The organism is Archangium violaceum, assembly GCF_016859125.1.
Classification (GTDB): domain Bacteria; phylum Myxococcota; class Myxococcia; order Myxococcales; family Myxococcaceae; genus Archangium; species Archangium violaceum_A.
Genome location: NZ_CP069338.1, coordinates 1378017 through 1393569 on the forward strand (window position 1 = coordinate 1378017; position 15553 = coordinate 1393569).

Annotated in this window: 13 protein-coding genes; 9 read left to right on the plus strand and 4 right to left on the minus strand. The window is 69.6% G+C overall.

Annotated features, from left to right (window positions below):
- Positions 1-26 precede the first annotated feature (26 nt).
- Entirely contained in the window at positions 27-911 is an 885-nt protein-coding gene (locus JQX13_RS05850; RefSeq protein ID WP_203408081.1) for a YIP1 family protein, read from the plus strand.
- A 2-nt stretch (positions 912-913) separates the two neighbouring features.
- Here JQX13_RS05850 and JQX13_RS05855 read toward each other — a convergent pair whose 3' ends face one another.
- A complete protein-coding gene (locus tag JQX13_RS05855) occupies positions 914-1963 on the minus strand; it encodes a hypothetical protein (RefSeq protein WP_203408082.1) in 1050 nt (349 codons plus the stop codon).
- Between the two features lie 145 nt (positions 1964-2108).
- Positions 2109-4829: a VWA domain-containing protein gene (locus JQX13_RS05860; RefSeq protein WP_203408083.1), complete on the minus strand. Its 2721-nt coding sequence runs from the start codon at positions 4827-4829 to the stop codon at positions 2109-2111.
- Between the two features lie 820 nt (positions 4830-5649).
- Between JQX13_RS05860 and JQX13_RS05865 the strand changes: the two genes are divergently transcribed.
- The 7 genes from JQX13_RS05865 to JQX13_RS05890 all read left to right on the plus strand — a co-directional run bounded on the left by JQX13_RS05865 (position 5650) and on the right by JQX13_RS05890 (position 12944).
- Positions 5650-6546, plus strand: coding sequence for a DUF6607 family protein (locus JQX13_RS05865; protein WP_203408084.1), 897 nt, complete (start codon positions 5650-5652; stop codon positions 6544-6546).
- Positions 6547-6567: 21 nt separating this feature from the next.
- Positions 6568-8490 carry a TonB-dependent receptor plug domain-containing protein gene (locus JQX13_RS05870; protein WP_203408085.1) on the plus strand — a complete coding sequence of 641 codons (1923 nt, stop codon included), beginning with the start codon at positions 6568-6570 and terminating at the stop codon, positions 8488-8490.
- Between the two features lie 10 nt (positions 8491-8500).
- Positions 8501-9115, plus strand: a complete 615-nt coding sequence (locus tag JQX13_RS53700) for an HmuY family protein (RefSeq protein ID WP_239014566.1) — start codon at positions 8501-8503, stop codon at positions 9113-9115.
- A 13-nt stretch (positions 9116-9128) separates the two neighbouring features.
- Positions 9129-9893 (plus strand): HmuY family protein, encoded by a 765-nt coding sequence (locus JQX13_RS05875; RefSeq protein ID WP_239014567.1) that lies wholly within the window; start codon positions 9129-9131, stop codon positions 9891-9893.
- Complete coding sequence (locus JQX13_RS05880; protein WP_239014568.1) at positions 9890-11314, plus strand: MXAN_6640 family putative metalloprotease; 1425 nt, start codon at positions 9890-9892, stop codon at positions 11312-11314. The genes JQX13_RS05875 and JQX13_RS05880 overlap by 4 nt, the downstream gene beginning before the upstream one ends.
- Before the next feature lie 15 nt (positions 11315-11329).
- Positions 11330-11818 carry a hypothetical protein gene (locus tag JQX13_RS55840; protein WP_203408088.1) on the plus strand — a complete coding sequence of 163 codons (489 nt, stop codon included), beginning with the start codon at positions 11330-11332 and terminating at the stop codon, positions 11816-11818.
- 658 nt (positions 11819-12476) lie between these two features.
- A complete protein-coding gene (locus tag JQX13_RS05890) occupies positions 12477-12944 on the plus strand; it encodes a nucleoside deaminase (RefSeq protein WP_203408089.1) in 468 nt (155 codons plus the stop codon).
- A 35-nt stretch (positions 12945-12979) separates the two neighbouring features.
- On the opposite strand, the gene JQX13_RS05895 is transcribed toward JQX13_RS05890, so the two are convergent.
- Positions 12980-13909, minus strand: coding sequence for an NADP-dependent oxidoreductase (locus tag JQX13_RS05895; protein ID WP_203408090.1), 930 nt, complete (start codon positions 13907-13909; stop codon positions 12980-12982).
- Positions 13906-14385: an ester cyclase gene (locus tag JQX13_RS05900; protein WP_203408091.1), complete on the minus strand. Its 480-nt coding sequence runs from the start codon at positions 14383-14385 to the stop codon at positions 13906-13908. Before JQX13_RS05900 ends, JQX13_RS05895 begins: the two co-directional genes overlap by 4 nt.
- 84 nt (positions 14386-14469) lie before the next feature.
- Here JQX13_RS05900 and JQX13_RS05905 point away from each other — a divergent pair, with 84 nt between their 5' ends.
- On the plus strand, positions 14470-15492 hold the full coding sequence (locus JQX13_RS05905; RefSeq protein WP_203408092.1) for a LysR substrate-binding domain-containing protein: 1023 nt from the start codon (positions 14470-14472) through the stop codon (positions 15490-15492).
- The last annotated feature ends 61 nt before the right edge of the window (positions 15493-15553 follow it).

The window sequence follows — 15553 nt, forward strand, 5'->3', positions numbered from 1 at the left end:
GCATTCGTGTCAGGATGGACGGACGCATGTCCATCCCTTGTCCCCGTTGTCAGTCCCCCTTCACCCCTGGAGCCACCTCCTGCCCGGGATGTGGCTCCTCACTGCTGCTCGAGGCCGTCCCGGGGAGCACGGAGCCCACGTGCGCCGTCCACCCCACCCTGCGCGGCCTGGCCACCTGCGAGCGCTGCGGCGCGTTCGCCTGTGCCGGGTGCCTGCGCTCCGGTGTCAGCGGAGAGGCCGTCTGCGAGGCCTGCGCGGCACGTGAGCCCAACCTCCCGATGCCCTGGGACGAGCGCGAGGAGCTGGGCACGCTCAAGGCCTTCTGGAAGACCTGCGTCACCGTGCTGCTGCGCCCGGAGACCTTCTCCCGGGCGCGTTCCGAGGGAAGCGCCAGCAGCTCGCTGCTCTTCGTCCTGCTGTGCTCGCTGCCCCCCTTCTTCGTGACGGGCCTCACCTACCTGGGCATGTTCATCCTCATGCCCGCGATGTTCCCGCTCCCCCAGAAGGAAGGCCAACCCGAGGTGCCCTTCGCGTTGATGGGGATGGGCATGTTCGTGGCCAGCATCCTCCTCGGTCCCGTGATGCTCGTGGCCATGACCGTCATCAACGCGGGCATCGACCACCTCGTGCTGCGGATGGGGAACGTCACCCGGGGATTCCAGGTGACGCTCCGGGCCCACGCGCTCTCCCAGGCGCCCTGGGTGCTCGGCGTGGTGCCCTTCATCGGCGCGCAGGTGGCCCCCTTCTGGGCACTGGTGGCCCGCGTCTTCGCCTACCGCGGACTGCACCGGACGACCTGGGGCGTGGCGGTGGCCGGAGCGCTGCTCGGCCCGGCCCTCTTCTGCTTCCTGTGCGGCGGCAGTTACATGGCCCTCATCCTGTTCGCCGCGAGCCAGCTGGGCGGGAACTGACCTCAGAGGGCATAGGTGGCGTAGCAGGTGCCCACCGGGCCGCTGCCCGTGGTCGCCGCGTCGGGCGCGGACCGCCACTGGCCCTCGGCGCCGCACTGGTGCCACTGAAGATCTCCGCTCGACTGCACGCACGTGCGCGCCGGCACCGACCTGCCCAGCGTGGAGGAGCCGCACCACGGCCAGGAGGCCGTGCAGGTGGTCGGCTTCGTGGTGGTGCCCGCCGTGAAGGTGCCGTCGCTCAGGCACTGCCGCCAGATGGCATCCGAGGAGCTCTGCACGCACACGCCCACGGCCACGTTGGCGTCCACCGTGCCCGAGTAGCACGTGGTGCTGGTGCCGGTACCCCAGGCGTACTCGCCCTTGAACTGGTTGTACTTCACCGCCACCAGCGACGAGCCGCCGATGTCATTGCGGCCGCACTGGATGGCGTACGCGCCCACCCACGGCGTGTACGTGTAGAGCGCCGCGGTGGCCTTGTTGGCGGGCTTCACCGAGCACGGGTCCGAGGTGCTCTTCGTCACGCCCGGCTTCCAGCCGGAGATGGTGGCCCGGCCCGCGTCCAGGTCGGTCAGGTAGCCGCGCAGCTTCTTCGCCGAGCACTCGATCTGGTTGCCGAAGCCCGCGTAGGAGACGGTGCACCCGCCGCTGTCCGGGCAGCCGCAGCCGGTGGCCTTGGCCAGGTTCGTCGAGGTGCCGCTGGTGATGAGGCTCGACTCCGTCTGGATGCGCGCCAGCATGTACAGCGGGCTGATGGTGTATGCCTTGGAGCGCTCCACGATGAGCGCCGCCGCCGTCTTGTTGCTCCACGCCGGATCCTTGTAGGTGGCCAGGTACGAGCCCTTCTGCTGCAGGAAGGCCTGCACCTGCGCCGTCGTGATCCACTGCCCACCGGTGATGTCCGAGTCCTCGAGCAACCGGTGCATGTCGTACTCGGTGGTGACCGGATCCAACACCTGGCCCGTGAGCTCGTCCACCACGACTTCGTTCTCGGACGGACCGCAACCCACCAGGTACAGCGCCGGTAACAGCAACAGCGTGCAACGGAGATTCATCGCGTGCCTCGGGTATGACCGCGGGGACGGGCGGGAAAGCCCGGCCCCACGGTGGGGGGGAAGGACACGTCTTAGCACTCGGAAACGTCAGATTTCTCGTTTTTCGTGAAAATTGGAAAAATCGACAGTCGCTGGGAGGGGAGCCTCAGCGCCCCATCCGGCGGCGGGCCCGCTCGCGAGCGGCCTCGAGTGCCGAGTCCACGCCACGCTCCGCCGTGGGCTGCTCGGGTGGCGCCGCGTCCGCCGGAGCCTCGGGAAGCGGAGCCTGGACGTGCGAGGGCATCCCCGGCACGGCCACGGCCGCCGTCATGGAGGGAGCCACCGCGCGCCGGGGTCTCGGTCCCGACAGGAAACGGCGCACCGCCACCTCCGCCAACAACGCCGCCACCGCCAGTCCCACCAGCCAGGGCGCCAGCGCCACGCGGCCCTCGGACTCGGGCGCCTCGGAGAAGAGGCCCGCCATGGACAGCCGCTCCACGCCGCCGCCCACGGCCGCCACCCCGTGCAACACCTCCAGGCCCTCCTTCACGCTTCCGGGCTCGAACTCGGGCGCGTAGGGCAGCGTCACCGGAGGGGCGCGCAGCACCCGCGAGCCCAGCTTCACCACCGGGTGCCACGTGCCGCTGCCCGGCAGCGTGTACTCGGCCGCCACCCGCTCCTCGTCCTCCCAGCGCATGGGCAACTCCACGGGCGCGCCCCGGCCGTCTCCCGGCAGCAGCACCAGCGAGGGCAGCGCACCCGGCAGCGCCTCGCCCGGCGCGAAGTCCAGCGTCACCCGCAGCAGGTTGCCCCGCCGCTCCGAGCGAGCCACCGCCTCGCCCGCCTCGCCCGCGCCACCCATCGTCCAGCGCACCAGGCCCTCCAGCGCCGCGCGCAGGCCGCTCCAGGCGCGCAGCTCGCCCGTGTATTCACCATCCACCTCCGCCATGAGGGCCACCACCCGCCCCGAGCCGCGCGGCCACAGCGCCAGCACCGGCGCGGCGTTGTCGTCCAGCGTGCGCAGGGCCACGCTCGCGCGCGGCCTCAGGTACGTGAGGTTGTAGCCGCCCACCTGCGGCAGCCCCATCGCCGGCAGCTTGCCGAGCAGCGGCAGGTCCGGCGCGGCCTCCAGCGTGGCGGGCTCGTCCACGAAGGTGGCCCGCGCCACGGCGAGCGTCTCCTGGCTGAAGATGCGCGGCAGGCTCGTCGCGTCCTCCGCGAAGTAGGCACGGCCGCCGCCCTTCGCGGCGATCTCCTTCAGCAGCGCCGCGTCCGGGTCCTTCTCCGTGCCCAGGCCGATGACGGACACGGTCACCTTCTCGTGCTGCAATTGTGTCAGCGTCCTCAGGTAGTCGTCCGGCTCCTCCGAGTCCGCCGCGTCCGAGAAGAGCAGCACGTGCCGCGTGGCCTTGTCGCTGCGCAGAATCTGGGATTTGCCCTCGCGCAGCGCCTCGCCCACGTAGATGCCACCGCCGCCGCTGAAGCCCCGCGCCACCGCGTCCAGCGGCAGCCCCTCCTCCACCGGGCTCATCGGAAAGATTTCGTGCACGGCGGTGTCCACCATGTGCACGGACACCTCGTCCTTCTCGTTGAGGAGCGTGAGCGCGCCCACCACGCCCTCGGCGGCCAGCTCCATCTTCGTGCGCCCATCCGGCACCTGGACGCCCATGGAGCAGCTGCAGTCCATCAGCACGCTCATGGCAAGGGACGTGCGGCGCTGCTCCTCGCGCATCTCCAACGACACCGGAAGCAGGGGCTCCACCGGTGAGCGGCGGTAACCGCCCTCGCCGAAGCTGGAGCGTCCCCCCGTCATCACCAGTCCGCCACCGGCCTGCTCCACGTACGAGGCCAGCGCGAGCAACCCCGGCTCGCCGAGCCGGTTCGCGTCCACGTTCTCCAGCACCACCGAGCCCACGCCATCCAGCGCGTCCAGCGTCACGGGGAAGGGAGCGCGCACCTCCAGCGTCAGCCCCGCGCCGCGCAGGGCCTTGGCGAGCGTGCCCTCCGGCTGGTCCGTGAGCAGCAGCACCCGGGGCGGACCCTCCACGCGCAGCACCGCCTGCCCCACGTCGTTCTCCACCACCCCGTCCCCCGAGGCCTCCACCGTCAGCCGGTAGGCCACGAGGCCCGGCTCCTCCACCAGGTCACGGAGGGGCAACAGGTTGGGCCCGGCGTGGAATTCGAAGGGCCCTTTCACCAGCAGGCGGCCATTGCGCGCCAGACGCACCGTGCCGGTGACGGGCGCCGTGGCCTGCACCACCCCGGTCATCTGGAAGGGCTCCCGCACCTTCACCACGGCCGGCACGTCCAGCGAGAGCACGGCCAGGTCCAGCGGCGAGTCCTCGCGGGCCACGTGGCGGAAGTCCACGGGAATGCCCCGGGCCGCCAGCCTGCGCGCCGCGCCCCGGGCATCCGCGCCCGTGGCCCGTCCATCGGACACCACCAACACGCGGCCGGTGCGGCCCGGAGGAATGAGCGCGCCCGCCGCGTCCAGCGCCGCCGACAGGTCCGACGCCTCCGTGTCCAGGGGCCGGGTGAAGCCGCCGAAGCGGCCCATCTCCGACAACGGCTGCTCCACCCGGGCCTCGCGCCCGAAGGAGATGACCCCCACCCTGTCACCGGTGTGCCGCTGCGACTCCAGCAGGCCCACCAGCTCCGAGGCCACACGTCCCGCGTCGGCCGGCATGGAGCGCGAGCGGTCCACCACCACCACCACGTCGCTGCCCGCGTGGCGCAGCAGCCACTCGGGGCCGGCGAGCGCGCCCACCCCGAGCACCAACAGCACCCACCGCAGGACCATGGGCGGTCCCGGGCGTCGGCCGAGCTTCCACAGGAAGAGGCCCAGCGGGAGGAGGAGCACCAACGCCTGGGGGAGGGAGAAGCTCATTCGCGAGGGACGGAGTCTCTTGACGATACTCCCTGGACCCCCCCGCACGAAACAGCGCGGCCTCCCCCGCTCGAGGACCCTCGTCCCAACCCAGCTGGTGGCCTGGCCGGTGGGCGGTGCCCACTCGCTGGCGGTGGACTCCGAGGGCACCCCGTTGTCCCGGGGCGGCAACGTCTACGGCCAGAGGTCCACCACCGCCGCGACGCATGAGGCCAGATGAGGGGGGTGAATGCAAAGGTTGCACCCCCTCCCTGCATGCGAACGGCAATCGTTGCCGTGCATGCCGCTGCCGCGCATGGCGAAGCGGCCCGAGCAGGCACGTTTGGGCCGACACGCTCCTTGAAGTTGCCCTCCGCATCCTCAGCAGGTGCACGGCAACCCAAACAAGGAGCTACAGACAATGCTCGCAAGACTCTTCAAGACCCTCTCGCTGTCCGCGATGGTGGTCATTCCCCTCACGGGGCTGGGCCTCCAGTGTGAAGCGACCGCCGCACCGCCCCGCGGGTGCTTCTGGCCAGAAGGCGGGCTCGAGGCCTCACTCGAGCTCCGCCCTGACACGAAGGCCCCTGCGACTCCGACGGACGGGACGGCTCTGCTGCCCACACAACGAATGACCGCACGGTGAAATTGACTTTGATAATCGATCTCAATTAGGAGGAGACCGTCACTTCGTCCCAGGAGACCGCGCATGCCGCCGTCCGCATCCCCTTCGTGGCCGCTCCAGGAAAGCCCCTGGCGAGTCCTCGCCCTGTCCACGCTGGCACTGACCCTGGCCTGTGCCTCACGACCCGGAGTCTCCGCCGGAAGAGGGGAGCGCCCCGTGTCCTCCGCGTGCGACCCGGAGCGGGACCGGGCCGCCATCCTCCAGATGGCGGGCAACTACCGGGTCGGGTTCGCCTTCGACGAGACGGTGGGCTTCAGCGAGGGCTACACGCTCCACGCGCCCTACCGCGCGAACGCGACGGAGTGGGTGGAGGTGTTGGAGGACACGCCCCGGAAGGTGTCGCTCCAGCATGTCCTGATGATGGAGCGGGACGGCAAGCGCTCGACCCTGAAGCACTGGCGGCAGGACTGGACCTTCGAGGACACCACGCTGCTGGAGTTCCGCGGGCACCGGACGTGGGAGCGCCGCGTCCTGGCGCCTCACGAGGTGGCGTGCACGTGGAGTCAGGCCGTGTACGAAGTGGACGATGGACCCCGGTACGAGGCCCACGGACGGTGGACCCACGCCCACGGCGTGTCCGCCTGGCTGTCCGAGGAGACGTGGCGGCCCCTGCCCCGCCGCGAGTACACGAAGCGCAGTGACTACGACGTGCTCGTCACCACCAACCGGCATGCCCTGACGCCCACGGGATGGGTGCATGAGCAGGACAGCCTCAAGGTGGCGCTCGGCCCGACCCCGCATGCCCTGGCACGGGAGCACGGACTCAATGTCTACACACGCCAGCCGGCCGACGCGGCCTCCACCGGGACGAGCTCCGCCTGGAAGCAGACACAGGGCTTCTGGAGCGAGGTTCGTGACGAGTGGGAGGCCCTCTTCCAGACCCACCCGCGCTTCACCCTGCGGGACAGCGTCGACGGCAAGCCTCGCTACGAGCACCTCTTCGCGCTCGAGAAGAACACGGCGGCCTCCGAACGGCGTGAGCGGATCCGCGCGACGCTCGAGCGCTTCCTCGAAACCACGGTGAGTGCCAGGACAGCTCCCGCTGGCGAGTAGCCGGCCGTGAAAGGGGACGCGATGCGCTGGCATGTATGGGTTCTCGTCTGGCTCGTGGGTGCGCCCGCGCTGGCACAGGGGAACGAGCCGCCCGTGGCCGTGGAGGGAGGGACCGCGGAAGAACCCGCGGCACAACAGACCGTGGTGACGGCGTCCCGCTCCGTGGAGCGGCTCCAGGACACGCCGGTGGCCGTCGAGGTCATCACCCGCAAGGACATCGAGGCGACGGGGGCGCGTGACCTGGCCGAGGCGCTGGGCGCACGTCCCGGCCTGGAGCTCCGGCGCAGCTTCGCGGGAACGGAGCTGCGGGTGCAGGGGATGTCACCCGAGTACACCCTCGTCCTGGTGGACGGCGAGCGCGTGACGGGGCGGCTGGGCGACGCCCTGGATTTCTCCCGGTTCTCCACGGAGGACATCGAGCAGGTGGAGCTCGTCCGGGGCCCGTCCTCGGTCCTCTATGGCAGCGACGCCGTGGCGGGGGTGATCAACATCATCACCCGCAAGGCGCGGCGTCCCCTGGGTGCCACGGCGCAGCTCTCTCTCGGCAGCCTGTGGCAGTTGGAGGTGGACGGCACCGCGGAGACACGGGGCGAGCGGGCGGGAATGCGGCTCAGTGGCGGATTCCAACGCCGCAATGGCTACGACCTGACTCCCGGCACTCCCGCGACCACGGGCAGCTCGCTCGAGGGCTACCAGGTCTCCTGGCGCGGAGATATGAGGGCCACGGAGTCGTTCCGGCTCGAGGCGAGTGCCGGTGCGTCCCGGCGGGTGCAGCGAGGCGTCGACGAGGGCGCGGCCAGCGCGCTGTTCGACCGCGCGAGTCAGAACGAGAGCTACGAGGCAACGCTGTCCCCCTCGCTGGTCCTCTCCCCCACCGGCACGCTCCATTTCTCGGGCCGCTACTCGCGCTTCCGCCATCGCTATGTGTTGGATCAACGCAACGCCTCCGTCCTGGATCAGGTGGAGGAGACGCACGAGCAGATGGCCCGGGTGGGCGTGCAGCTCGACCAGGGCCTGGCCCAGGTGCATCAGCTCGTGGTGGGCGTCGAGGCGATTGGCGAGACACTCGACTCCGACCGGCTGGCGGGCGCGGGCCGGCGCGGCCGTGTCTCGCTCTACGGACAGGACTCCTGGAAGACGCCCCTGCCGGTGGCGCTCCACGTCGTGCCCGGCTTGCGGCTGGATGTGGACTCGGAGTTCGGAACGGTGCTGACGCCCCGGCTCGCCGTGCGGCTGGAGCCGGTGGAAGCGCTCACGGTGCGCGCCAGCTATGGCCATGCGTTCCGGGCACCGAGCTTCCAGGAACAGCTCATCGACTTCGAGAACCCGAGCGTGGGGTACGTGGTCGCGGGCAATCCCACGCTGCGACCCGAGCACTCCCGGGGCGTGACCCTGTCCGCGGAGTGGCGGATCACCAGCCGCGGCCTGCTTTGGACGAACCTGTTCCGCAACGATCTCTCCGACATGATCTCCGTGGTGCAGGACGAGCGCTCCCCCACCCTGCGCTTCACCTACGCCAACATCTCGCGCGCGACCGTGCAGGGCGCGGAGGTGGGGTGGAAGCAACGGCTGCCACTCGGGGCCTGGCTGGACGTGGGCTACACGCTCATCAGCGCGCGGGACATCGAAGAGGACAGACCGCTCGAAGGGCAGAGCACGCACCGGCTTACCACTCAGCTCGGGATGCGCTACCGGCCCTGGAAGCTGGAGGCCTCCCTGCAGGGGTCGCTGGTCGGCCCCCGCCCCTACTACCAGGCTCCCGATGGGACGGCTCGAACGGTCATGGCTCCCGCCTACGCGACCCTGGACGCACGGCTCGCCTACGGCGTGATGGAGACGGTCCGGGCGTTCGTCGCCGGCCGCAACCTGCTGAACGCGGGGGATTCGCAATACCTGCCCATTCAGCCTCGCGCCTTCCACGCGGGGCTCATCCTCGAATTGTGAGGGAGGAAACATGATGAAACGCATTGCCCTGGTGCTCTGCCTCACCGCATGCGGTGGAGACATCCAACCGGAGCCGGGCCCCGACACGCAGACGCCCATCGACGGCACGCCGACCGACTGGTTCCGCCACACCTCTCAAGAGGACGGAACGGTAATCACAGTCGTCGATGCAACCGATGGGGCAGCGTGGAGGGCCCTCGACCTCGACACGCGCCAGACCGTGGAGGCCTCCTCGCAGGCCAACTGGGATCTGTCCTTCCAACGCTTCCACATCCGGACGCGAGGGGGGGTCAACGGCACGGGAGGTGTCGTGGTGGCGGTGGTCACGGACCCCTTCGAGTCGATCTCCACAGCGCCCGCCTCGGGCTACCGGGAGGATGTCGCGGACGGTGCGGACACCGACAGCGAACCGGACAACGTCTTCGAAACGGAGGGCGGTTGGTACAGCTATGACGTGACCACCCATACGCTCTCACCGCGCGCCCTGACCTATGTCATCCGGAGCGATGCGGGCCGGTACTTCAAGCTTCAACTGCAGAGCTACTACGACCAGGCCGGCTCCCCCGCCATGCTCTCCTTCCGGTGGAAGCAGGTGGAGCCGCCGGTTCAATCCCCGACTCCCTGAAAAGACACCGCTCATGAAGAACAACATCTGGAAGATCACCCTCCTGACGCTCTCCCTGACGCTGGGGGCTTGCGACCCTTCGGAGCCCGAGCCCCAGCCCCAGCAGCCCCCGGCCGAGGCCCCGCGGTGCGAGGCGAGTCCGGTGCGCTGCGCCGAGCAGGGCATCGACGCGTTGAACCTGCTGACCACGGTGTCCACGGGAGAGATCCGTGAGGAAGGAACGACTCCGGGCGAGTTCCACACCTATGTGGATGCACGGGCGGGCGGGACCTCTCCCAAGCAATCCTATACCTACGCCCGCTTCACCTCCGAGGGACTGAGCCGGGTGGAGGTGGATGATCAGGCGGCCCTGGCCTCGACGGATTGGGACATCGCCTTCCGCCGCTACAACATCCGGGTGAACAGCGGCGTGTCCGGACCCTCGTGCATCGCGGTGGCCCGGACCCCAGAGGGCACGACCTTCGACTCGGTGAAGGCGGTGGATTCCACCTGGGAGTTCCGCACCGAGAACTACTTCACCGAGAGCTGCGAGGTCATCTCCGGAGAGGCTTCCCTCGGCTCACCCGAGACGCTGCTGGGCGGCTTCTGGACATACCAGGCCTGTCTGGCCATGACCGGCGACGTCTTCGTGGTGCGTCTGGCGGATGGGCGACATGTGAAGCTGGAGGTGACGCACTACTACGACCCGTCACCGCAGCAGACGTGCAATCAGACGGGCGAAGTGCCCCAGCCCAGCGGAGCGGCCCAGATTCGTGTCAGGTGGGCCTTCCTGCCGTGAGGCTCGCCCCGTTGCTGCTCCTCCTGAGCGCCGGGGGCGCGAGCCCGGCCAATCCCTCACATGAGGCGCTCGGGAGGGAGCTGGGAGCATTGCTCCAGGGAGGCCGGCCCACCGAGGCCACGGCGGATCAGCCGCGCTTCGAGCCCGGCGAGCAGGTGGAATCGGTGGTGTCTCCCGGGGGTCTCTTCCGGCTCCACTTCTCGCGGAGTGGGCCCAACGCGGTCACGGCGGCGGACGCGGATGGGAACGGCGTTCCGGACTCCGTCGACACCGTGGCACGTACCTATGACGCCGTGGCTGTCTTCTACTCGGGGCTGGGCTACCGCCTGCCGCCCGAGGACTCCGGAGGGTCTGGCGAGCACGGCGGAGACGGACGCTTCGATGTCTACCTGGTGGACTTCGCCGGACGGGCGGATGGAGCCTTCCGGGTGGAAGGCTGTCTCACGACGGACATGGGTTGTAGCGGGTACATGCTCCAGGAGAACGACTTCGCTGGCTATGGCTATGCATCCTACGAGCAAGCCGTGGCCACGCTGGCGAGCCATGAGCTCTTCCACGCCGTGCAGGCCGCCTACCGCACCGGCCTGGGACGCGTGGCGGAGGAAGGCACGGCGGTCTGGGCCTCCGAGCGCTTCGCTCCCGAGCTGGATGACCTTGAGCGCGCCGCCCCGGCGTACCTGTCGCTCGCGGATCGCAGCCTGGTGGTGGACCCAGACGGACCAGCGCAGTCCTTCAGCTATGGCGCCTCGCTCTTCTTCCAATTCCTGAGTGAGCGCCTCGGAGAAGGAGTGGTGTTGTCGATGTGGGAGGAGAGCGTGCACGCGCCCTCCGCCCGCTGGCCGGCACTGCTGGAGACAGTCCTGCGCCGCGATTGGGGAATGGACTTCGACACCGCGTTCAGCGAGTTCGCGCAATGGAACCTGGCCACGGGCGCGCGAGCGCGAGAAGGGAGTGGGTACGCACGAGGCGCGGACTACTCCGGTCTCGCTCTCACGGCCAAGGACCTCCCGGTGGATGAGGCTTCGGTGCGGGTGGCGGCCGCATCGACCCGCTACTTCGAAGTGGCGGGCGGGGCGGAGAGCGTCTCGGCGTCCTTCGAACCCAGGGAGGGAACGGACAGCGCGGCGGTCCACCTGCTGGTCGCGGCGGTGAACGAGCACGAGGTGCTGCGGGTCGCCCGTGCGGACGGGCCAGGAAGCCTGTCCGCCCAGGTGTCTGCCCGGGATGCCACACACGTGGTGGTGGCTGTGGTGAACGGACGCCCGGAGGGAGACGGCCGGTATGGACGGCTGCGCATCTCCGCCGCGTCCCCGGACGAGGAACCCGCTCGTGGCTGTCAGGCCGCTCCAGGGCCACTCCCCTGGGCACTGCTCCTGACCGCAACCGTGTGGCGACGTTCCCGGAGGCGGCGCACAACCTGATCCACGCCCACGGCCGTGCCGGGCGACGTCTCGCGCGTCACCGTCTCCGTCTCCGTCTCCGACATGGCCTCGCTCTCCACCGAGCTGGTGATCACCGATGGGGCGTGGGGCGGCATCCTCGGGGACATCCCCGCGGACCCGCGCCGCACCTTCCTCGCCCAGGCCTTCACCGCCTCCAACACCCTGCGCTACGAGGGGCGCGCCGAGGACGTCAGCGTCACCGCCGGCTCCATGGGACTGGTGACCCTGACGCTTCAGGACGTCTCCGTCCCGCCGCCCTTCGGGCGGGAGCGTCTCCATCCCAGGGCCCTGTCTCTTTCAGAGACGGGCCATCCGCGCGAACTCGGCTTTGAGCCGTGGCACGGCGAAGTCGACGAACGCGCGGACCCTGGCAATCGACAGCCGGCCCTCGGGCGTAATCAAATGGACGGGCAACGGCGGCGGCTCGGCCTCCTCCAGCCACCACGGGTGGCGCTCAGCTCTCCTTCACCTGGGCGCTGCTGACCCCTGGTGGGAGTACTCCGAACGCGGGACTACGAGTGGCAAACGCCCCCTACACGAAGACGTGCCGGGCGGCGCTCGGGCTGCAAGAGCAGACGCCTGACTCCGGGGCCACGGTGCACCGAGGCCGCGGGTTCGATTCCCGTCGGGGACACACGGAGAAGCCCAGCAATCTCAACGGGTTGCTGGGCTTTTCTTTTGCCCCCGGTCCGCCATGTGCCCCCAGTGTGCCCCGCTGGCGTCTCCAGCCCAGCACGGCGCGCGGTCATGGGGATGGCCCGATCAAGCTCCTGCACCGCGCTCCCAGCAGGTGCGCGGCAGGGGCCTGGCTCTCCTGGCTGGGGCGGCTCGAGCCTCAACACCACGCGGCTCGAGGGGGCTCGCTCGCCGGGGCCTGCCTCTCACCTGCCGGGGGCTGGCCCAGGTGCTTCACCCACGCGGCAGGTACGCCCGGCACCATCCAGCCCCCACTTTGACATTCCAAGGACTTTCCTGGCTTTTCTTCTTGAAGCGAGTGTTGCCAGGAAATGGCGCCGCGGCGCGGACCACGAGCCTCCGTCGGCTCCGTGGGACATTTCAAAGCCCTCTCCGCTCCGTTCGGGCTCCTCGCCGCGCCGGCCGCGCTATCCTGCGCATGCACTCGAATAACCACGAGGGACACATGCGACCGGAGGACACGCAGCACCTGATGCATGCCATCGACCTGGCACGACGGGCACGAGCTCGGGGGGACGACCCCTTCGGCGCGGTGCTGGTGGACGCGAGAGGACGCGTCCTGTTGGAAGGGCAGAACACAGTGGGGACGACGGGGGACTGCACCGGCCACGCGGAGTCCAACCTCATGAGGGAGGCCACCCGGCGATACCGTCTCGAGGAGCTCGCTGGCTCCACCCTCTACGCCAGCACCGAGCCGTGCGCCATGTGCGCGGGCGCCATCTTCTGGGGCGGCGTGCGGAGGGTCGTCTTCGCGCTCTCCTCCGAGGAACTGGGCCAGTTCACCGACCCCTCCGAGCCCGCCCTTCGCATGTCCTGCCGCGACGTCTTCGCCCGCGGCTCCGAGCCCACCGAGGTGGTGGGCCCGGTGGCGCTGCCGGAGGCCCGTGAGGTGCACGAGGGCTACTGGAAGTAAGAACTTCCATGGGCGAGGCGTTGCGCTTCGTGCCCTCAGTCTGGCTTCAGGATGATCTTTCCGCGCGCTCGGCCCGAGGCCTGATGACGAAGCGCGAGCTCCACTTCCGCGAGCGGGTGTTTCCGGTCCACGAGGACCTGGAGCGAGCCGGCGTCGCAGAGTCCGGAGATCAGGCCGAGGCGCGTAGCATCGGTCTTGTGGCTCATGCGGGTGGCCGACACCGCGTGCGCCTTCGCCAGCGCCTCATCCGGCGGTGTGGTGATGCTGACGAGAACGCCGCCCGCGCGGAGGACCGGGAAGGACCGCTGTTGCGTCTCCCCGCCGACCGTGTCGAGCACGACGTCGACGCCGGACAGCTTCGCGGAGAAGTCCTCCGTCCGGTAGTCGATCACCTCGTCCGCGCCGAGCCGCCGCACGAGCTCCACATTGGAGCCCGACGCCGTGGCGAGGGTCCGGGCGCCCGCGAGCTTCGCGAGCTGCACCGCGAAGCTGCCGACGCCGCCCGCGCCCGCGTGGATCAGCACGGTCTGACCGCGCTTGAGGTGGGCGGTCTCGAACAGGGCCTGCCAGGCGGTACCGGCCGCGGTGGGCAGACCGGCCGCTTCCTCCCATGACAGGTGGGCCGGAGCGGCGGCCACATGCGTCGCCGGAACGACGGCATATCGGGCGAAGGTGCCCCCGCGCACAGGATCCGGACGCGCGATGACCCGGTCTCCCTTGCGCCAGCGCGCCGCGAGCGGGCCAGCGCCCTCGACTGTACCGGCTAGATCGATACCGAGCGTGTAGGGGAAGGACAGGGGAAAGACCTCGCGCCGCTTGCCCCCCAGGAGCAGGAGATCGAGCGGGTTGAGGCTGGCCGCCTCGACGCGGATCAGCACTTCATCGGGTCCGGGCTGCGGCGTGGGGATGTCCTCGATGACCACGTTCCCGAAGTCGCCATGGCCATGGATACGGGCTGCCTTCATGACACGGCCTCCGAGGGGGTGGTGGCGTGGGCGGGCCAGGCTCCGACCTGGTTGAGCATCCCGAACCAATCCTCGAGATGCCAGGTGTGGGAGATCCGGCCGTTCTCGAGGTGGTGGAACTCGTGGATGGGAATGTGGATGGCCTTTCCGGTGGGCGCGATGCCGAACCATTCCCCCTGGTGCGTGCCGGTGATGAGGGCGCGCACGCCGGCCCGGCCGGGCGCTCCAATGATCTCCTGGATGGAGATCTGGACATCGGGAAACGCCGCGATGAAGCTCTTGATGATGGGTTTGAGCCCCTCGGGTCCCGGGCCCTGAGCGGGTGCCAGCGGAATGTCCTTCCAATCCGTGGACAGGGCTTCATCGAGAAGCTCGGGATTCTGCTCGTTGAACGCGCGGTAGAGTGTCTCGATGGAGCGCTGCTCGGTGGCTGTCAGCCCTGTCACCTGGGCCGGCGCCGTGTCTTTCTCTTTCATGTTTGTACTCGCCTCGTGGTTGGGTTTGGGACGTGCCCGACGAGGACAAGATAGGGGGGCTGGAGCCACAATTGAAATCGATTGATGGTATGTGTGATCATCCACGGCATGGATTTGCACGGCATCGATCTCAATCTGCTCGTCGCCTTCGACGCGCTCATGGCTGAGCGCAGCGTCACCCGGGCCGGGACGCGGATCGGAAGGACCCAGCCGGCGATGAGCGCCGCCCTGGCACGGTTGCGCGCGCTCCTGCGCGACGAGCTCTTCGTGCGGGGTCCGAGTGGGCTCCAGCCGACGCCCCGGGCGCTCGAGCTGGCCGAGCCGCTCTCGCGAGCCCTGGCGCAGATCCAGCGCACGCTGGAGTTCACCCAGGCGTTCGATCCGGCCTCCTCGACGGGGACGTTCACGATCGGCTTGCAGGAGCATCCTGCCTTCGTCCTGCTCCCACGCCTGGTCCTGGCCTTGCGCGAGGTGGCGCCCTACATCACGCTGCACGTGCGCGGCTTCACGGCACGGGACGATGCGATTGGCATGTTGGATGCGGGTGAGGTGGACGTGGCCGTCGGGGTGCCTCCGGCCTCGACCGACCGGATCCTCACGCGGTCCCTGTTCGAGGAGCGCTTCGTCTGCGTGCTGCGCAAGGATCATCCAGCGGGCCGCGGACCGCTCGATCTCGACGGCTTCCTCGCGCTGTCACACCTGCTGGTGTCGCCCGAGAACGATCGCTTCGGCCACGTGGACGCGGAGCTCGCGAAGCGTGGCCTGAAGCGCCGGCTCGGGCTGACACTCCCCCAGATGTACGCGGCGCCGAAGCTCGTGGCCGCTTCGGACATGATCGCGACACTGATGGAAGGGGTGATCGAGGCCTCGGGGATGGCGAACGCGCTTCGTATCGTGCCGCCGCCGGTGGAGTTGGCGCCCGCGGTCTTCGTCCTGTCCTGGCACCGGCGCAACGATGCTCATCCCGCGCAGCGCTGGTTCCGCGACTGCATCGCGGCCCAGGCCCCGGAGAGGGTGTCGAAGAACCCGGAGAAGGTGTCGAAGAGCTCAAGCGACGCGACCCGGCACGGCACGCCGCGGGAAGGAGAGAAGCGGAAGAGGCGCTGAGAAGTCCTCACGCTGGCGACTGGGCTCGAGGTGGTCGAGCCGGGTAGGTGGGTGCTGCCGG

Coding starts and splice junctions, on each gene's coding strand:
- JQX13_RS05850 (WP_203408081.1), top strand. CDS start 27: ATGTCCATCCCTTGTCCCCGTTGTCAGTCCCCCTTCACCCCTGGAGCC.
- JQX13_RS05855 (WP_203408082.1), bottom strand. CDS start 1,963: ATGAATCTCCGTTGCACGCTGTTGCTGTTACCGGCGCTGTACCTGGTG.
- JQX13_RS05860 (WP_203408083.1), bottom strand. CDS start 4,829: ATGAGCTTCTCCCTCCCCCAGGCGTTGGTGCTCCTCCTCCCGCTGGGC.
- JQX13_RS05870 (WP_203408085.1), top strand. CDS start 6,568: ATGCGCTGGCATGTATGGGTTCTCGTCTGGCTCGTGGGTGCGCCCGCG.
- JQX13_RS53700 (WP_239014566.1), top strand. CDS start 8,501: ATGATGAAACGCATTGCCCTGGTGCTCTGCCTCACCGCATGCGGTGGA.
- JQX13_RS05875 (WP_239014567.1), top strand. CDS start 9,129: ATGAAGAACAACATCTGGAAGATCACCCTCCTGACGCTCTCCCTGACG.
- JQX13_RS05890 (WP_203408089.1), top strand. CDS start 12,477: ATGCGACCGGAGGACACGCAGCACCTGATGCATGCCATCGACCTGGCA.
- JQX13_RS05895 (WP_203408090.1), bottom strand. CDS start 13,909: ATGAAGGCAGCCCGTATCCATGGCCATGGCGACTTCGGGAACGTGGTC.
- JQX13_RS05900 (WP_203408091.1), bottom strand. CDS start 14,385: ATGAAAGAGAAAGACACGGCGCCGGCCCAGGTGACAGGGCTGACAGCC.
- JQX13_RS05905 (WP_203408092.1), top strand. CDS start 14,470: ATGGTATGTGTGATCATCCACGGCATGGATTTGCACGGCATCGATCTC.